At 70.5% G+C, this 16076-nt stretch carries 16 protein-coding genes; 6 read left to right on the forward strand and 10 right to left on the reverse strand.

Annotation, left to right across the window (positions count from 1 at the left end):
- Nucleotides 1-20 precede the first annotated feature (20 nt).
- From ACYVJ3_RS07480 to ACYVJ3_RS07490, 3 genes are all read left to right on the forward strand, one after another.
- Nucleotides 21-479 (forward strand): Lrp/AsnC family transcriptional regulator, encoded by a 459-nt coding sequence (locus tag ACYVJ3_RS07480; RefSeq protein ID WP_460852108.1) that lies wholly within the window; start codon nt 21-23, stop codon nt 477-479.
- A 436-nt stretch (nt 480-915) separates the two neighbouring features.
- Nucleotides 916-2550, forward strand: coding sequence for an apolipoprotein N-acyltransferase (lnt, locus tag ACYVJ3_RS07485; RefSeq protein ID WP_460852109.1), 1635 nt, complete (start codon nt 916-918; stop codon nt 2548-2550).
- Nucleotides 2456-2869, forward strand: a complete 414-nt coding sequence (locus ACYVJ3_RS07490; protein WP_460852111.1) for an FxsA family protein — start codon at nt 2456-2458, stop codon at nt 2867-2869. The genes lnt and ACYVJ3_RS07490 overlap by 95 nt, the downstream gene beginning before the upstream one ends.
- Nucleotides 2870-2902: 33 nt before the next feature.
- Here the strand turns inward: ACYVJ3_RS07490 and ACYVJ3_RS07495 are convergent, their stop codons facing one another.
- The 4 genes from ACYVJ3_RS07495 to ACYVJ3_RS07510 all read right to left on the reverse strand — a co-directional run bounded on the left by ACYVJ3_RS07495 (nt 2903) and on the right by ACYVJ3_RS07510 (nt 7083).
- The gene (locus ACYVJ3_RS07495) at nt 2903-3292 is read right to left on the reverse strand and encodes an RNA polymerase-binding protein RbpA (RefSeq protein WP_460852114.1); all 390 of its coding nucleotides are present in this window, start codon (nt 3290-3292) and stop codon (nt 2903-2905) included.
- Nucleotides 3293-3370: 78 nt separating this feature from the next.
- Nucleotides 3371-4747 carry an MFS transporter gene (locus ACYVJ3_RS07500; protein WP_460852115.1) on the reverse strand — a complete coding sequence of 459 codons (1377 nt, stop codon included), beginning with the start codon at nt 4745-4747 and terminating at the stop codon, nt 3371-3373.
- Nucleotides 4744-5526 (reverse strand): glycerophosphodiester phosphodiesterase, encoded by a 783-nt coding sequence (locus ACYVJ3_RS07505; RefSeq protein ID WP_460852118.1) that lies wholly within the window; start codon nt 5524-5526, stop codon nt 4744-4746. Before ACYVJ3_RS07505 ends, ACYVJ3_RS07500 begins: the two co-directional genes overlap by 4 nt.
- 12 nt (nt 5527-5538) lie before the next feature.
- On the reverse strand, nt 5539-7083 hold the full coding sequence (locus ACYVJ3_RS07510; RefSeq protein ID WP_460852120.1) for a helix-turn-helix domain-containing protein: 1545 nt from the start codon (nt 7081-7083) through the stop codon (nt 5539-5541).
- 146 nt (nt 7084-7229) lie between these two features.
- Between ACYVJ3_RS07510 and ACYVJ3_RS07515 the strand changes: the two genes are divergently transcribed.
- Nucleotides 7230-8246 carry a zinc-dependent alcohol dehydrogenase family protein gene (locus tag ACYVJ3_RS07515; RefSeq protein ID WP_460852122.1) on the forward strand — a complete coding sequence of 339 codons (1017 nt, stop codon included), beginning with the start codon at nt 7230-7232 and terminating at the stop codon, nt 8244-8246.
- Here ACYVJ3_RS07515 and ACYVJ3_RS07520 read toward each other — a convergent pair.
- A complete protein-coding gene (locus ACYVJ3_RS07520; RefSeq protein WP_460852124.1) occupies nt 8224-9282 on the reverse strand; it encodes a tellurite resistance/C4-dicarboxylate transporter family protein in 1059 nt (352 codons plus the stop codon). The genes ACYVJ3_RS07515 and ACYVJ3_RS07520 overlap by 23 nt on opposite strands.
- Nucleotides 9283-9291: 9 nt before the next feature.
- Nucleotides 9292-9702, reverse strand: a complete 411-nt coding sequence (locus ACYVJ3_RS07525; protein ID WP_460852125.1) for a MarR family winged helix-turn-helix transcriptional regulator — start codon at nt 9700-9702, stop codon at nt 9292-9294.
- A gap of 66 nt (nt 9703-9768) precedes the next feature.
- Here ACYVJ3_RS07525 and ACYVJ3_RS07530 point away from each other — a divergent pair, with 66 nt between their 5' ends.
- A complete protein-coding gene (locus ACYVJ3_RS07530; protein ID WP_460852126.1) occupies nt 9769-11553 on the forward strand; it encodes a chloride channel protein in 1785 nt (594 codons plus the stop codon).
- Here the strand turns inward: ACYVJ3_RS07530 and ACYVJ3_RS07535 are convergent.
- Nucleotides 11550-11702, reverse strand: coding sequence for a hypothetical protein (locus ACYVJ3_RS07535; protein WP_460852128.1), 153 nt, complete (start codon nt 11700-11702; stop codon nt 11550-11552). The genes ACYVJ3_RS07530 and ACYVJ3_RS07535 overlap by 4 nt on opposite strands.
- Before the next feature lie 119 nt (nt 11703-11821).
- Between ACYVJ3_RS07535 and ACYVJ3_RS07540 the strand changes: the two genes are divergently transcribed.
- Entirely contained in the window at nt 11822-14161 is a 2340-nt protein-coding gene (locus ACYVJ3_RS07540; protein ID WP_460852130.1) for an ATP-binding cassette domain-containing protein, read from the forward strand.
- Nucleotides 14162-14243: 82 nt separating this feature from the next.
- On the opposite strand, the gene ACYVJ3_RS07545 is transcribed toward ACYVJ3_RS07540, so the two are convergent.
- The 3 genes from ACYVJ3_RS07545 to ACYVJ3_RS07555 form a co-directional block, all read right to left on the reverse strand.
- Entirely contained in the window at nt 14244-14744 is a 501-nt protein-coding gene (locus ACYVJ3_RS07545; protein WP_460852132.1) for an asparaginase domain-containing protein, read from the reverse strand.
- Nucleotides 14745-14834: 90 nt separating this feature from the next.
- A complete protein-coding gene (locus tag ACYVJ3_RS07550; protein ID WP_460852133.1) occupies nt 14835-15290 on the reverse strand; it encodes a VanZ family protein in 456 nt (151 codons plus the stop codon).
- A gap of 86 nt (nt 15291-15376) precedes the next feature.
- Nucleotides 15377-16012, reverse strand: coding sequence for a TetR/AcrR family transcriptional regulator (locus ACYVJ3_RS07555; protein WP_460852135.1), 636 nt, complete (start codon nt 16010-16012; stop codon nt 15377-15379).
- Between the last annotated feature and the right edge of the window lie 64 nt (nt 16013-16076).

The following is a 16076-nucleotide window of genomic DNA, read 5'->3' on the forward strand; positions in this document are numbered from 1 at the left end:
CGTTGCAATAGGCTGCCTGCGTGAGCAAGCCCAACCCGGTCGAGGCGACCGACCGCCAGATCCTCGAGCTCCTCGCCACCGACGGCCGGATGTCCTACACCGACCTCGGCAAGGCGACGGGCCTCTCGACGTCCGCTGTCCACCAGCGGGTCAAGCGCCTCGAGCAGCGCGGCCTGATCCTCGGGTACGGCGCGACGGTCAACTACGCCGAGATCGGTCTCCCGCTGACGGCGTACATCTCGATCCGTCCCCTGGACCCCTCCCAGCCCGACGACGCGCCCGACAAGCTCGGCACGATCAGGGAGGTCGAGGGCTGCTGGTCGGTGGCCGGCGACGACTCCTACCTCATCAAGATCCGCACCACGACGCCCTCCGAGCTGGAGGACCTCCTGGCCCGGATCCGCTCGGTCGCGAACGTCGACACCCGCACCACGATCGTGCTGCGGACCTACTACGAGAACCGGCCGGTCAACGGCTGATCGCAGCCACCCCACGGATCCGTCGGCGCGTCGCAAGCGACATGCCGACGGATCCTGAGATTTTTCGCAAAATCCGGGTACGGAGCACCTCGCGCTGACCTGCGCAAACGGACAAAGTCGCAGGTCAGACGGCGGTTGACAGGCCCCACCGGGAGCGCCCAGAGTAACGATCCGTTCGCTCATGCAGGTCGTGGCCGAGCGGACCGATGTCCGAGTGACTGAGGTCGGGGGAGTAGCGCCAACTCCGCCTGCCCACAGTTCGCGGAGGTCGGTTCGCCCCGCGAGAGCGGACCGGAAGGATCCCGCTCCCCCAAAGACAACAGCGCGACAACGACAGCCGGTCGTTGCCTCACGGTGGACCGAAGGTGGGCGGGATCCTTCCGGAGCCTGAAGCCGCCTCCCAGCGCGGCCGTCGTCCGCGGATAGATTGCCGCCTGTGACCGCCCGCCTGATGCTCGCAGCGCTCGCCGGCGGGCTGCTGGCGGCGGCGTACGAGCCGATCGCGATCGGCTACCTCCTGCCGCTCGCCCTGGCCGGCTTCGCCCTGGTCACCCGCGGCTGCGGCATCCGTACGGCGGCCGCCACCGGCTGGGTCTTCGGGCTGGCGTTCTCCGCGATCCACCTCGACTGGCTGGCCCGCTCCATCGGTGTCGGCGCATGGCTGGCGCTGAGCCTGGCCCTGTCCCTGTCGTACGCCGCAGTGGCCGCCACCGTGCCGATCCTCCGCCGCGGGCGCGCGTGGCCGCTCACGCTCGCGCTGGTGTGGATCGCGATGGAGGACGTGCGCAGCACCTGGCCCGTCGGCGGGATGCCGTGGGGCCGTCTGTCGTACGCCGTGATCGACACCCCGTTCGCCCCCGCGGTCGCCTACCTCGGGATGAGCCTGACCGGTGCCTGCTTGGCCTTCCTCGGCTTCCTCATCGCCCACGCGATCGAGCAGCGGCGCCTGCGTCCCACGCTGCTGGCCGTCGCGGCAGCAGCGGCGCTCCTGGTGCCCGCGGTCGCGCCGTACCCCTTCCACCAGCAGGGGACGACCGACGTCGCGGCGATCCAGGGCGACGTGCCGGGCGGCGACAACATGCTGGCCGACCCCCGAGGCATCACCCGCAACCAGCTGGCGGGCACGCGTCGCCTCGCGCACGAGATCGCCAGCGGCAAGCGCGACCTGCCGGCGTTCGTGCTGTGGCCGGAGAACTCCAGCGTCGTCGACGTGTTCTACGACCCGCCGGTCAACGCGATGATCAACCGCGCCGTGCACTCGATCGGCGTGCCGATCGTCGTCGGGGGAGTCGCCCAGGACGGCGACCACCACATGCTCAACCAGGGCATCGTCTGGGACCCGGTGACCGGCGCGGGCGACCGGTACACCAAGCGCCACCCCGTGCCCTGGGGTGAGTACGTCCCGTTCCGCAGCATCTGGAACCCGGGGTTCGGCCGCCTCGCCCTGGTCCCGCGCGACATGGAGGCCGGCACCCGCACCACGCCGCTCACTGTCGCCGGCACCAGGCTCGGCGACGCGATCTGCTTCGACGTCGCCTACGACGAGGTGCTGCGCGACCAGGTGCGCAACGGCGCCCAGCTGCTGGCCGTGCAGACCAGCAACGCCACCTTCATCAACACCGCACAGGTGGACCAGCAGTTCGCCATCACCCGGTTGCGGGCCATCGAGACCGGCCGCTGGGTAGTCGTCGCGTCCACCAACGGGCTCTCCGGGATCATCGACCCGCACGGCGAGGTGGTGGCGACGGCGCCGCGGCGTACGTCCGCGATCCTGCAGGCCTACGTCGGGCTCTCGACCGCCACGACCCCCGCGATGTGGCTGGGCCCGTGGCCCGGACGGCTGATCGCGGTCCTCGCCCTGCTGGCCCTGGCCGTTGGTGCGCTCGACTATCGTCGGCGTCGTGGGGAAGCGCAGGCGGTCGGTGGTCGGATGGCTGTTCGTCGCGTTCCTGGTGATGCCGCTGGTCGAGCTCTACGTGATCATCAAGGTGGGCAGCTGGATCGGCCTGTGGCCAACGATCGCGCTGCTGCTGCTGGACTCGGTGATCGGGACCTGGCTGATCCGTCGTGAGGGCGCCCGCGCCTGGCGTGCCCTGAACGAGCGCGTGCAGACCGGGCGGGTGCCCCATCGGGAGCTCGCCGACGGCGCACTGGTCGTCCTCGGCGGTGCGCTCATGCTCAGCCCCGGCTTCGTCACCGACGTCATCGGCATCCTGCTCATCCTGCCGGTCACCCGGCCGCTCTTCCGCCGCCTGGTGATCTCGTACGCCGGCTCGCGGGCGACGACCTACGCGACCGGCCGCGCGTCGGCGTACACAACACGAGGAGGTACGCCGGGCGGACCCGGCGTACCTCCTGGTGATGTGGTGCGCGGCGACGTCGTGGACTGACCCAGACCGGCCGGACCGACTCCGCCCGCGCGCTCAGACCTTCGCGGCGCGCTTCTTGCGAACGCTGGCGCGGTGCAGGTGCGCCGGGCCGATCTCGCCGCCGCGAAGCAGCTCGAGGCGCTCGTCCAGGATGGCCTGGAGCTCCTTCTCGGAGCGGCGCTCGAGCAGCATGTCCCAGTGGGTGCGCTGGGGCTTCTCCGCCTTGACCTCGCGCTCGATGCCCGAGACGTTCTCCGCCTCGACGCCGCAGCGCGGGCACTCCCAGACCGCCGGGACGTCGGCCTCGACGGACATCGTGATCTCGAACTCGTGACCCTGGGTGCAGCGGTACCCGACCTGCTGCCGCGCGGCGAACTCGATGCCGCGCTCGTCCTCGAAGGACTGCCCGCCCAGGCGGGCTCCTCGCAGTGTGCGCTCGGCCATTGCTACCCCTCCAGCTAGCTGGTTGATGGGAACGGATCGCGCCCCCGACTTGTCAACGTTACCCAGGCCCAAAAGGTTTCAACCACGAGCGGCGTCCCGGACGCCCCGCTCGGTGTCGACGCGGGACAGGAACACCAGGCCGAGGGCGAACAGGACGATCAGGGACAGGATGGCCGGGCGGTAGGAGCCGGTGAGCTGGAAGACCAGTCCGAACATCAGGGTGCCGATCCAGGAGGTGCCGCGCTCGCAGGCGTTGTACAGCGCGAAGTACTCGCCGGCGCGGCCACGCGGGATGAGCAGGCTGTAGAACGATCGCGACAGCGCCTGGGTGCCACCCATGACGATCGCGATCCCCACGCCCATCGACAAGAACAGCGGCACGCTGCGATCGGGCAGGCCCATCGCGAGCACGACCAGCACCATCCACGCGACCGTGCCGCCGACGATGCAGCGGTAGGCGCCGTACCGCGCGGCGATGCGGCCGAACATCAGCGCACCGCCGAACGCGACGAACTGGATCAGCAGGATCGCCGCGATCAGCACGCTGTCACCGAGGTGCAGCTGCTTGGAGCCGTAGATCGAGGCGCTGTAGATGACGGTCTGGATGCCGTCGTTGTAGAAGAGGTAGGCGATCAGGAACGTCATGGTGACGGGGTAGGACCGCAGCTCGCGCAGCGTCGCCCAGAGCTGGCCGAAGCTGCGCTTGAGCAGTCCGCCGGACTCGGGCACCACGTCCTGGGCGGCGCGGTCGCGCAGGCCCCTGACCGGGATGATCGTGAAGCCGGCCCACCACACCGCGGCGGAGAGCAGCGCGAGCCGTACGGCGAGCTCCTTGTCGAGCCCGATCGCCGAGTGGCCGAGCACCATGGCGAGGTTGATCAGCAGCAGCGTGCCGCCGCCGAGGTAGCCGAACGCCCAGCCCTTGGAGGAGACGGCGTCGCGCTCGGCGTCGGTCGAGATGTCGACCAGGATCGCGTAGTAGCTCACCAGCGAGCAGCCGGCCAGGACGCTGGAGACCACGACGGCGATGGCGCCGAGCTGCCAGTGGTCGCCCTGCAGGAAGAACAGCAGGCAGCCGACCAGCGCACCGGACCACGCGAACCACGCCATGTGCAGGCGCTTGCGGCCCGAGCGGTCGACCATGGCGCCGACGATCGGCAGCACGAAGGCGCTGGCGATGGTGGCGAAGCTGGTGAGGTACGACGGCAGCGACCCGGCCGCGAGGTGCAGGCCGAGCACGTCGACGGCCTTCTTGCAGGTGTCGTCCGGGCTGTCGCCGCAGCCGGCGGCACGGCCCGCGACCGTGATCATCAGCGGGCCGAAGAGCACCGTCAGGACCGTCGTGTAGAAGGCGGAGTTGGCCCAGTCGTACCAGTACCAGGCCTTCTGCTCCTTGGCTCGTTCGCCCGCCAGGCGCACGGGCGCGAAGTCACCGAGCGCGTTCGGCTGTGTCATGCGCTGCTCCCTCCGGACCACTGGCCCCGTTCCCCGAGCACATCCTTGAGCAGGTCGGTGCGATCCGTGAAGAGCCCGTCGACCCCCATGTCGAGCAGCTCGTGCATCTCGGCGGGGTCGTCGATGGTCCAGACGTGGACCTGGACACCGGCCGCGTGTGCTCGGCGTACGAATCGGGGAGTGACGACGGTGAGCGGACCACGGCGGTGGGGGACCTGGAGGGCAGCGAACGCCGTACCGCCGAGGCGGCGGGCGATGGCGAGCGTGGGGGAGAGCCGGTACGCCGCGATCTCGGCCGGATGGGCCGACGTCGCCACCGTGCCGTGGGTGAGGCGACGGAACTCCTCGAGGCGCGCCCGGCTGAACGAGCCGACCATGATCCGCTCGCGCAGCGCGCGTCGCTCGGCCAGGTCGGCCAGCGCCGACGCGGTGCCCGGCGCCTTGAGGTCGACGTTGAAGCGCGCATCGGGGAACGCGTCGAGGAGCGACTCGAACGTCGGCAGCTGCTCGCGCCCTCCGACCCGCGCCTCGCGGACCTGCTCCAGGGTCAGGTCGACAATGGCGCCGGTGCGGTCGCTGACCCGGTCCAGGACCGTGTCGTGGGCCGCCAGCAGGACACCGTCCTTGGTCAGGTGGACGTCGGTCTCGAGATAGCGGTAGCCGAGGTCGAACGCATGCTGGAACGCGACGAGCGTGTTCTCCAAGCCCTCGATCTCGGGGTGGTACGCCCCACCGCGGTGGGCGAAGGCGATCGGTCGGTCCGCGTCCAGGAAGGCCACGGACCGACCTTCTCAGATGTCGCGGAACGTCTCGATGTTGGCGCCCAGGGAGCTGAGTCGCTCGGCGAGGTCCTCGTAGCCACGGTGGATGACGTAGGTGCCGCGCAGGACCGAGGTGCCCTTGCTCGCCAGCATCGCGAGCAGCACGACGACGGCCGGGCGCAGGGCGGGCGGGCACATCAGCTCGGCACCGGTCCAGGACGTCGGGCCTTCGATCATCACGCGGTGCGGGTCGAGCAGGGTGACCCGGCCACCGAGCTTGTTGAGGTCGGTGAGGTAGATGGCGCGGTTGTCGTAGACCCAGTCGTGGAGGTACGTCGCACCCTCGGCCGTCGCCGCGATGACGGCGAAGAACGGCAGGTTGTCGATGTTGAGGCCGGGGAACGGCATCGGGTGGATCTTGTCGCGCGGCGCGGTGAGCGCGGACGGGAGCGTGCGGATGTCGACGAGGCGAGTACGGCCGTTGGCGGCGAGGTACTCCTCGGACAGCTCGTAGCGGAAGCCCATCTCGGCCAGGACGGCGAGCTCGATCTCGAGGAACTCGATCGGGGCCCGCTTCACGGTGATCTCGGACTTGGTCACGATCGCGGCCGCGAGCAGCGACATCGCCTCGATCGGGTCCTCGCTGGGGGCGTAGTCGACGTCGACGTCGATGGACTCCAGGCCCTCGACGGTCAGCGTCGTCGTACCGATGCCGTCGACCCGTACGCCGAGCGCCTGCAGGTAGAAGCACAGGTCCTGGACCATGTAGTTGGACGAGGCGTTGCGGATGACGGTCGTGCCGGGGTGGAGCGCGGCGGCCATCAGCGCGTTCTCGGTGACCGTGTCGCCGCGCTCGGTGAGCACGATCGCGCGGTCGGGGGAGATGGCCCGGTTGACCTGGGCGTGGTACCAGCCGTCGGTCGCCTTGACCTCGAGGCCGAACGGTCGCAGCGCGGACATGTGCGGCTCGACGGTGCGGGTGCCGAGGTTGCAGCCGCCGGCGTAGGGCAGGTCGAAGTTGTCCGAGCGGTGCAGCAGCGGGCCGAGGAACATGATCACCGAGCGCGTACGCCGGGCGGCCTCCTCGTCGACGGCGCTGATGTCCAGGTCGCGCGGCGGGATGATCTCGAGGTCGTTGTCCTCGTTGAGCCAGCGGGTCTGCACACCGAAGCTCGAGAGCACCTCGAGCAGGCGGTTGACCTCCTCGATGCGCGCGACCTTGCGCAGCGTGGTGCGGCCCTGGTTGAGCAGCGAGGCACAGAGCAGCGCGACGCCGGCGTTCTTGGACGTCTTGACGTCGATCTCGCCCGACAGCGTGGTGGGGCCCTTGACGCGCAGGTGGGTCGGGCCGGCGCCGAGCGCCACGATCTCGGAGTCGAGGGCGGTGCCGATGCGCTCCAGCATCTCCAGGGAGAGGTTCTGGTGCCCCTTCTCGATCCGGTTGATCGCGCTCTGGCTGGTGCCGAGGCGGTCGGCGAGCTGGGCCTGGGTGAGTCCGCGGTGCTTGCGCGCATCGCGGATCAGGTTGCCGATCCGGCTCTTGTAGTCGGGCTCGGCGCTCGTCTCGGACGTCATGGCACCAACGGTAACTCACATATGAGATAGCCCGAAACGGGCTCCGGGAACTGCGGTTTGGCGCCAAACCGCAGCTTTCCGACCCTGAGAGCTGCGGTTTGTGCCCAAACGGCAGTCACTTGCCCCGGGGGAGCAGAATGCGACCCATGCGCGCGACCACGATCCACGGCCCCGGAGACATCCGCTTCGAAGAGGTCCCCGACCCGCAGCTGAAGGCCCCGACGGACGCGGTCGTCCGGGTGGTGGCGGGCTGCATCTGCGGGTCCGACCTGTGGCCCTACCGCGGCGAGAACCCGATCCGGCCCGGGTCGACGATCGGCCACGAGTGCATCGGGGTGGTCGAGGAGGTCGGCGCCGACGTCCGCGACTTCAAGGCCGGCGACTTCGTCATCGTGCCGTTCTGCCACTGCGACAACACGTGCGCGAACTGCGAGTACGGCGCCCACTCGGCCTGCGTCAACCTCGGCATGACCGCCAGCGGCCAGGGCGAGCTCGCGCTCGTCCGCCAGGCCGACGGCAGCCTGGTCGGCCTCCCCGAGGCGCCTGACCCCGCCCTGCACCCCGCGCTGCTCGCGCTCTCCGACGTGATGCCGACCGGGTGGCACGCGGCCGTCTGCGCCGGTGTGCGCGAGGGTGGGACCGCGGTCGTCGTCGGTGACGGCGCGGTCGGGCTGTGCGGCGTGCTGGCGGCCAAGGTGATGGGTGCCGAGCGGATCATCGCGATGAGCCGGCACGAGTCGCGGCAGAAGATCGCGACGACGTTCGGGGCGACCGACATCGTGGCCGAGCGGGGCAAGGAGGGCATCGCCCGGATCAAGGAGCTGACCGGCGGCGTCGGCGCCGACTCGGTCCTCGAGTGCGTCGGCACCGGCGACTCGATGTCGACCGCGCTGCGGATCACCCGTCCGGGCGGTGGGGTCGGCTTCGTCGGCGTACCCCACGGCGTGGAGCTCCCGGTCCGCAAGCTCTTCGAGACCAACGTCGGCGTCCGCGGCGGCATCGCTCCGGTACGCCGCTACCTGCCAGACCTCCTCGCGAAGGTGCTCGACGGCAGCCTCGACCCGAGCCCGGTCTTCGACCTCACCCTGCCCATGGACCAGGCGGCCGAGGGCTACACGGCGATGGACGAGCGCCGCGCCATCAAGGTGCTCCTGCAGCCCTGAAGCCGAGCACGAGGCGCGCCAGCGCCCGGCACATCGCGACGAGCACCAGGGCCCACGCTGCGAGGGCGAGCCACAGCCACGCCTCGCCGAGGGCGTGGACCAGCGGCAGGTGGTCGGCCTCGCCGAGGTACGCCGACGCGACGCCGTACATCCCGAGCGGGAAGATGATGCTCCACAGCGTCGGCTCGTAGCGCAGCGGAACACGGCGTAGGACGTGCCGCCACCACCCGGCCGCCACCAGCACCGGGATCAGCCAGGTCGCGAACGCCCAGAAGACGACCGCGAGGCCGGCGATCAGCCCGCGGGTCGCGTCGACCATCGGCGCATCGGCCATCTCCACGATCCGGGCGCCGGCAACGACCGTGATCGCGGCGGCACCCATCGCGACCCAGTAGGGCGGCGTGAGGTCCTCCGGGCCGAACGGGTAGAGCATCAGCCGCAGCGCGACGAGCATGCCGGCGGCGGCGTACAGGAAGACGCCGACGGACCACGCGCACACGGCGACGATGGCCAGCTCGCGACGTACCGAGCCGTAGTGGACCTCGAGCATCGCGGACGCCGCAGCGACGCTCTGGCTGGCGACGACCCAGATGAACCAGGTCCCGTTGGCGGCGGCCAGGACCGGACGCTCGGAGCGGCCGAGCACGGCCGTCCACGGGATGACGTAGCCGAGCACGGCCCAGGTCGCCACCGCGCAGCCGACCAGCACCGCCGCGACGGTGAAGCTCCCGGCGGTGCCGAACCGGATGGCCAGCACGTCGGTCCCGGCGACGAGGGTGAAGAAGCCGAACGCGCGGCGAGGATCAGCGAAGTCCTCGCGCACCGCATCCGCGTGGCGCACGAGCCGCCAGGCGCTCAGACCGAGCAGGACGACGTACGCCGTCGTCGCGACCGCGAGCAGCGCGAGGGAGATCAGCCGGTCACCGCGGACGTGGAACCCGATCGACAGGATGCCGCTGGCCATGACCAGCGCGAAGTAGCCGGGCGTGAGACCCCGGACCGCCGTCGAGAGGGAAGTACCGGGGGAGCGGGTCACGCGGGCCGATTATGCCGGGTCGTCTCCGGGCGTCTCCTCGAGCGGCTGCAGGAGTGGACGCAGGCGCCGCAGCTCCTCGACGTGGACCGAGGTGAGCTCGCCGAGGACCTGCGCCCCGTGCGCGGAGAGCCGCAGCTGGACGCGGCGCGCGTCGACCGTGCTGCGCACCCGGTCGACCAGACCCAGGTGCTGCGCGCGGTCGATCAGCTCGGTGGCCGTGTGGTGCTTGATGAACAGCGCCTCGGCGACCTCACCGATCGTCGGGCCGCCCTCGGTGGTGCTGCCCCGGATCGCGAGCAGGAGCTGGTGCTGGGTGTGGGTCAGGCCGTGGTCCTCGGCCGCGCGCCGGCTCCACTGGTCGAACTCGCGCAACGCCGTGCGGAAGGCGAGCAGGCGCTGGTACTGCGCGTCGGTGGGCACCCCGACAGCGTAAAAGATCGTGACACGACCTAAACTGCCGGGCATCCACCAGCCAAGGAGAGCCGAGTGACCGACCACTCGACGGTGCGCGACGTACGCCACCTCGGAGACTTCACCGCCGGACCCCGGATCTTCGTGATCACCGCGCTGGCGCTGCCGATCGGCGCCCTGGGCGCCGGTGCCGCCTGGGCGCTGCTGCGCCTCATCGCGCTCATCACCAACCTCGTCTTCCACCAGCAGCTGTCGTCGAGGATGACGTCACCGGGCGGCGGCCACCCCTGGTGGCTGCTGCTCGGCGCTCCCGTCGCGGGCGGCCTCGTGGTCGGACTGATGGCTCGCTACGGATCGGAGAAGATCCGTGGCCACGGCATGCCCGAGGCGATCGAGGCGATCCTGCTCGGCGGCAGCCGGGTGCAGCCCCGCGTCGCCGTGCTCAAGCCGATCTCGTCGGCGATCACGATCGGGACCGGCGGCCCGTTCGGCGCCGAGGGGCCGATCATCATGACCGGGGGCGCCCTGGGGTCGCTGTTCGCGCAGCTGCTGCGCCTCACCGCCGACGAGCGCAAGACGCTGCTGGTCGCGGGCTCGACGGCCGGCATGGCCGCGACGTTCAACGCACCCCTGGCGAGCCTGCTGCTCGCCGCCGAGCTGCTGCTGTTCGAGTGGCGCCCGCGCAGCCTGGTGCCGGTCGCCGCGGCGATCAGCGTCGCCACCGTCCTGCGCCACCACATCCTCGGCGGGGGCGCCGTCTTCCTCGCCGGCGGGGACCTGCACCTCCACGACGTCGACTACGCGCTGTGCGTGGTCAGCGGCGTGGTCTCCGCCCTGCTCGCCGTCGTTGCGACGCTGCTCGTCTACGTCGCCGAGGACGCCTTCGGCAAGCTCCCGCTCCACTGGATGTGGTGGCCGGCGATCGGCGGCGTGGTGATCGGGGTCGGCGGCATGATCGAGCCGCGGGCCCTGGGCGTCGGGTACGACGTCATCGACGCCGAGCTGACCGGCACCATCGGTCTCGGCCTGGTCGTGGGCATCCTCGTCGTCAAGACGCTGATCTGGTCGATCTCGCTCGGCAGCGGAACCTCCGGGGGAGTGCTCGCCCCGGTCTTCATGATCGGCGGCGCGCTCGGCGCACTCGAGGCACACCTCTTCCCGTCGGTCGGACCCGGCTTCTGGGCGCTCGTCGCCCTGGCCGGGGTGCTCGGCGGGGTGATGCGCTCGCCCTTCACCGGCGTGGTCTTCTCCCTTGAGCTCACCCACCGCTGGGACGCGCTGCTGCCGCTGATGATCGGCGCGCTGACGGCGTACGGCGTCTCCGTGGTGCTGCTCAAGCGCTCGGTGCTGACCGAGAAGATCGCGCGACGCGGCTACCACCTGAGCCGCGAGTACGACGTCGACCCGTTGGAGATCGTCTTCGTCAGCGAGGTCATGAGCACCACCGTGCTGGAGCTCGACGCGGACGCCACGTTGCCGACGGCACGCGCCGCCATCGACGAGCCGGGCGACGACCACGCGGCCTGGCGCCAACAGCTCTACCCGGTGGTCGCCGACGGCCGGATGGTCGGCGTGCTCACCCGCGGGGACCTGCTCGCCGGCGCGGACGCCACCGACCGGACGGCCGGCGAAGCCGCTCGCCTGGACCCGGTCGCCACCCACAGCGACCAGACCCTGCGCCACGTCGCCGAGCTGATGGCGACCAGCGGCGTCACCACCCTGCCGGTGCTCGATCGCACCGACGAGGGCCGCGTCGTCGGCGTGGTCTCCCTGCCCCAGCTGCTCGACGCGCGCCGTCGCGACCAGCAGGAGGCACGGGAGCGCGAGCGGGTGCTGTCGGTCCGCCTGGTGCGCTCCTAGCGGGTCCCCGGGCAGCCACAGCCGTGGTCGCACGGCAGGTAGAAGTGCGGCGCGTGCCCGCACACCAAGCACGGGAGGTCGTGGCTGAGATGGGGCTGGTGCTCCCCCTCGGCGACCTCGATCCGGATCGCCCGAGCTGTGCTGGACATGCTTGTCACACTAGGTTCCGCCGCGACGTCGTACGTCAGGCAGACGCCCCGGATCCACATGGTCCGGACTGACCAGACGCGCGGTCCTTCGGACCAGCGGCAGAGCGGGAGGAACGGGCATGAGCACCGCCGACAACCACGACACGATCCGGGTCCAAGGAGCGCGCGAGAACAACCTCAGGGACGTCAGCGTCGAGATCCCGAAGCGACGGCTCACGGTGTTCACCGGGGTGTCGGGATCGGGCAAGAGCTCGCTGGTCTTCGGGACGATCGCGGCCGAGAGCCGCCGGCTGATCGACGCGACGTACTCGACGTTCGTGCAGGGCTTCATGCCCAACCTGCCGCGGCCCGACGTCGACGCGCTGTCCGGCCTCACCACCGCGATCCTGGTCGACCAGGAGAGGATCGGCGCCAACCCGCGCTCCACCCTGGGCACGGTCACCGACGCCAACGCGATGCTGCGCTCGCTGTTCAGCCGCCTCGGTACGCCGTACATCGGAGGGCCCACGGCCTTCTCGTTCAACATCCCGACGACCACTGTCGGCGGCGCGTCCGTGACCGAGTCGGGCAAGAAGAACGTGATCAAGCAGAAGGTGTACCTCGGCGGCATGTGCCCGGCGTGCGAGGGCCGTGGAACCGTGTCCGAGCTGGACCTGACCGCGATCATCGACGAGTCGCGGTCACTCGAGGAGGGCGCGATCCAGGTGCCCGGCTACACGGCCGACGGCTGGCTGGTGGCGGCGTTCAAGGCGGTCGTCCCCTCCGACGTGCCGGTCGGCTCGCTCACCGACGCGCAGAAGCAGGACCTGCTGTACGCCGAGCCGCGCAAGGTCAAGGTCGACAAGATCAACATGACCTACGAGGGCCTGATCCCGAAGATCCGCAAGTCGATGTTCGCCAAGGACCCCGACTCCCTGCAGCCCCACATCAAGGCGTTCGTCGAGCGCGCCGCCGTGTTCGGACCGTGCCCGACCTGCGACGGCACGCGGCTGAACGCCTCGGCCCGCACCTCCAAGATCAAGGGCGTCGACATCGGCGACGTGTGCCGGATGCAGGTCAGCGACGTCGCTGCCTGGGTGCGCACCATCGACGACTCGTCGGTCGCTCCGCTGGCGGCCTCGTTGCTGCACCTGCTCGACGCGCTGACCGAGATCGGCCTCGGCTACCTCTCGCTGGACCGGCCGTCGGGGACGTTGTCCGGGGGAGAGGCGCAGCGCACCAAGATGGTCCGGCACCTCGGCTCCGCGCTGACCGATGTCACCTATGTCTTCGACGAGCCGACGATCGGCCTGCACCCGCACGACATCGAGCGGATGAACCAGCTGCTGCTCGAGCTGCGCGACAAGGGCAACACCGTGCTCGTGGTCGAGCACAAGCCCGAGGTGATCGCGATCGCCGACCACGTCGTCGACATGGGGCCGGGCGCCGGGTCGCTCGGCGGCGAGGTGGTCTTCGAGGGCACGTACGCCGACCTGCAGGCCGCCGACACCGCGACCGGTCGCGCGCTGGCCTATCGGGCGACGCTCAAGCAGACCGTGCGGGAGCGGACCGGTGTGATCGAGGTTCGTGGCGCGACGTCGCACAACCTCCAGGACGTCTCGGTCGACATCCCGACCGGTGTGCTGACCGTCGTGACCGGTGTCGCGGGCTCGGGCAAGAGCTCGCTGATCCACGGCTCCGTCGCCGGACGCGAGGGCGTGGTGGTCGTCGACCAGGCACCGATCAAGGGGTCGCGGCGGAGCAACCCGGCGACGTACACCGGTCTCCTCGAGCCGATCCGCAAGGCCTTCGCGAAGGCGTGCGGGGTCAAGCCGGCGCTGTTCAGCGCCAACTCCGAAGGCGCCTGCCCGACCTGCAACGGCGCGGGTGTGATCGTCACCGAGCTCGGCTTCATGGACTCCGTCTCGACGCCGTGCGAGGACTGCGGCGGCAAGCGGTTCCAGGCCTCCGTGCTGGAGCTGCGCTGGGGCGGGCTGAACATCGCCGAGGTGCTGGACCTGCCGGTGACCGAGGCCCTCGCCTTCTTCTCGCCGGGCGGGACGGCGGTCCCGGCCGCGGCCTCGATCCTGTCCCGGCTGTCCGACGTCGGGCTCGGCTATCTCCGTCTCGGCCAGCCTCTCAACACGCTCTCGGGCGGCGAGCGTCAGCGGGTCAAGCTGGCCATGAGCATGAAGGGCGAGGGCGGCGTCTTCATCCTCGACGAGCCGACGACCGGCTTGCACCTCAAGGACGTCGACAACCTGCTCGGTTTGCTCGACCGGCTCGTCGACGCCGGCAAGACCGTCATCGTGATCGAGCACCACCAGGCCGTGATGGCCCACGCCGACTGGATCATCGACCTCGGGCCCGGCGCCGGCCACGACGGTGGCCGGGTAGTCTTCGAAGGCACGCCGGCCGACCTCGTCGCCGCGCGTTCCACCGTGACCGGCGAGCACCTCGCGGCGTACGTCGGCGGCTGAATTCATTGCCGTTTGGTCACAAACGGCAATGAAACCGGCCCCAGAACTGCGCTTTGTGCCCAAACGGCAACAGCTCGGCGGCTCAGCTCGGCTCGACGAAGATCCCGCGAGTGCGGTCCTTGACGACGTGGCCCGCAGGGAAGACACGGCCACTCATGGCGACGTGGACACCGGGCGGCAGCAGCTGGAGGGCGACGGTCGCTGCGCCGAGGTTGTACGCCGCGTCGCTGGTCCGCATCGAGGCCGGCTGCATCGCGCCGGTCAGGACGAGCACCTTGCTCGCGGACGCGGGGGAGAGGTGGGCCTGCAGGTAGGCGGCCGTCTCGGGCATGGTGTCGGTGCCGTGGGTGACCAGCACCAGGTCGCCCGACAGCGCGTCGACCGCGCCGACGAGGAGGTCCCGGTCGGCGTCGGTCATGTCCAGGCTGTCGACGGCGACCACCGAGGCGACGTCGTAGGTCAGGTCCGTCAGGACCGGCGCGACCAACGACCCGAACGACGGCGGTCCGATCTCGAGCTCCCCGGAGATGCCGTACACCTTATCGATGGTGCCGCCGGTCGCGAGGACGTGGATGTGGGGCATGGGTCCACGCTATCGGCGGCACGATGCGCGGAGGTCTCCGCAGCGTGAGAACAACGTGTTCTCACGCTCCAGCCAGGTCGCGCGGATCCGTCACGCGCCGGCGTACGCCCGGGACCGGCGAAGACGACGCCGGCGCAGCGTCGCCGGGAGCGTGAGGACCAGGCCGAGGGCGATCCCGATCAGCGCGCCCATGCCGTTGGCCTCGAGGTCGCGACCGTCGGGGACGCGGCCGGGGATCCAGTGCTGGGCGTACTCGATGCCACCGGTCATCGCGAACGAGGCGAGCGCGGCGATCCACCAGCCGCCCGCGCCGAAGAGCAGCAACAGGAACACTCCGACGGGGACGAAGAGGGCGATGTTCGCCAGGTGCTCCATGCGCAGGTAGTCGATCGACGTGGCGTACCCGCGCCGGTGCAGCGCGTCGAGCAGCCGCACGAAGAGATCGGTCGTCGGCGTGACCGACGACTGCGGCGACAGCGTCAGCCAGCCGACGAGCACCAGGTAGGCGCCGGTCACCAGGCTGAGGAACGGGTGGCGGTGGAGCATCCGTCCAGTGTGCCCAGCGCGTGGTTGGACCCAACGTGTGACCCATCACGGGCCGAGGGATGACGGCGCACTGCCGCGAGCCACCGTCAGCGCGACGAGATGCCGTCGTACATGACCCGCAGGATGGCCTCGCTGAGGCGCTTCTGGTCGGCAGCGTCGGGGTTGGCGATGCCCGCGAGCATCGAGCCGAGGATCATCCCGTTGATCGCGCGGGCGGTGCCGTCGATGTCGAGGTCGGCGCGCAGGTAGCCCAGCCGCACGCCGTGCTCGAGGTAGCCGGCGGTGAGCGTCGCTGCCGCCTCGTGGAAGCCCAGGACCTTCTCAGCCATCGCCGCATCGATCCCTGGCGCCTCGAGGATCAGCATCCGCGGCACGCGGGGGTCCTCGAGCATGATCCGGGCGAGCGCGGCGCCGATGCGCGCCGACTGGAGCCGGTAGTCGTCGAGGGTGTCGACCGCGTCGGGCGCGTTCTCGGCACCAAGCGCGCCGACGACCTGACCGAGGACGTCGTCGATGACGTGCTCGACGATGTCGCGCTTGTTCTCGAAGTAGCGGTAGAAGGTGCCGTGCCCGATGCCCAGCCGCGCGGCGATGTCGGCGATGCCGGTGCCGTGGTAGCCACGCTCGGCGAAGCAGGCGAAGGCCGCGTCGATGATCTCGCGGCGCGTCTCCTGCTTGCGGCGCTCGGCACGCGAGGGCGCGGCCGCCTCGGTCGTGGACATGGGACCAGCCTATTGTCCGTCGCCCGGAAATGACATAGCGTTCCGGTACTGACATTCCATTCCG

Source organism: Nocardioides montaniterrae (assembly GCF_054782655.1).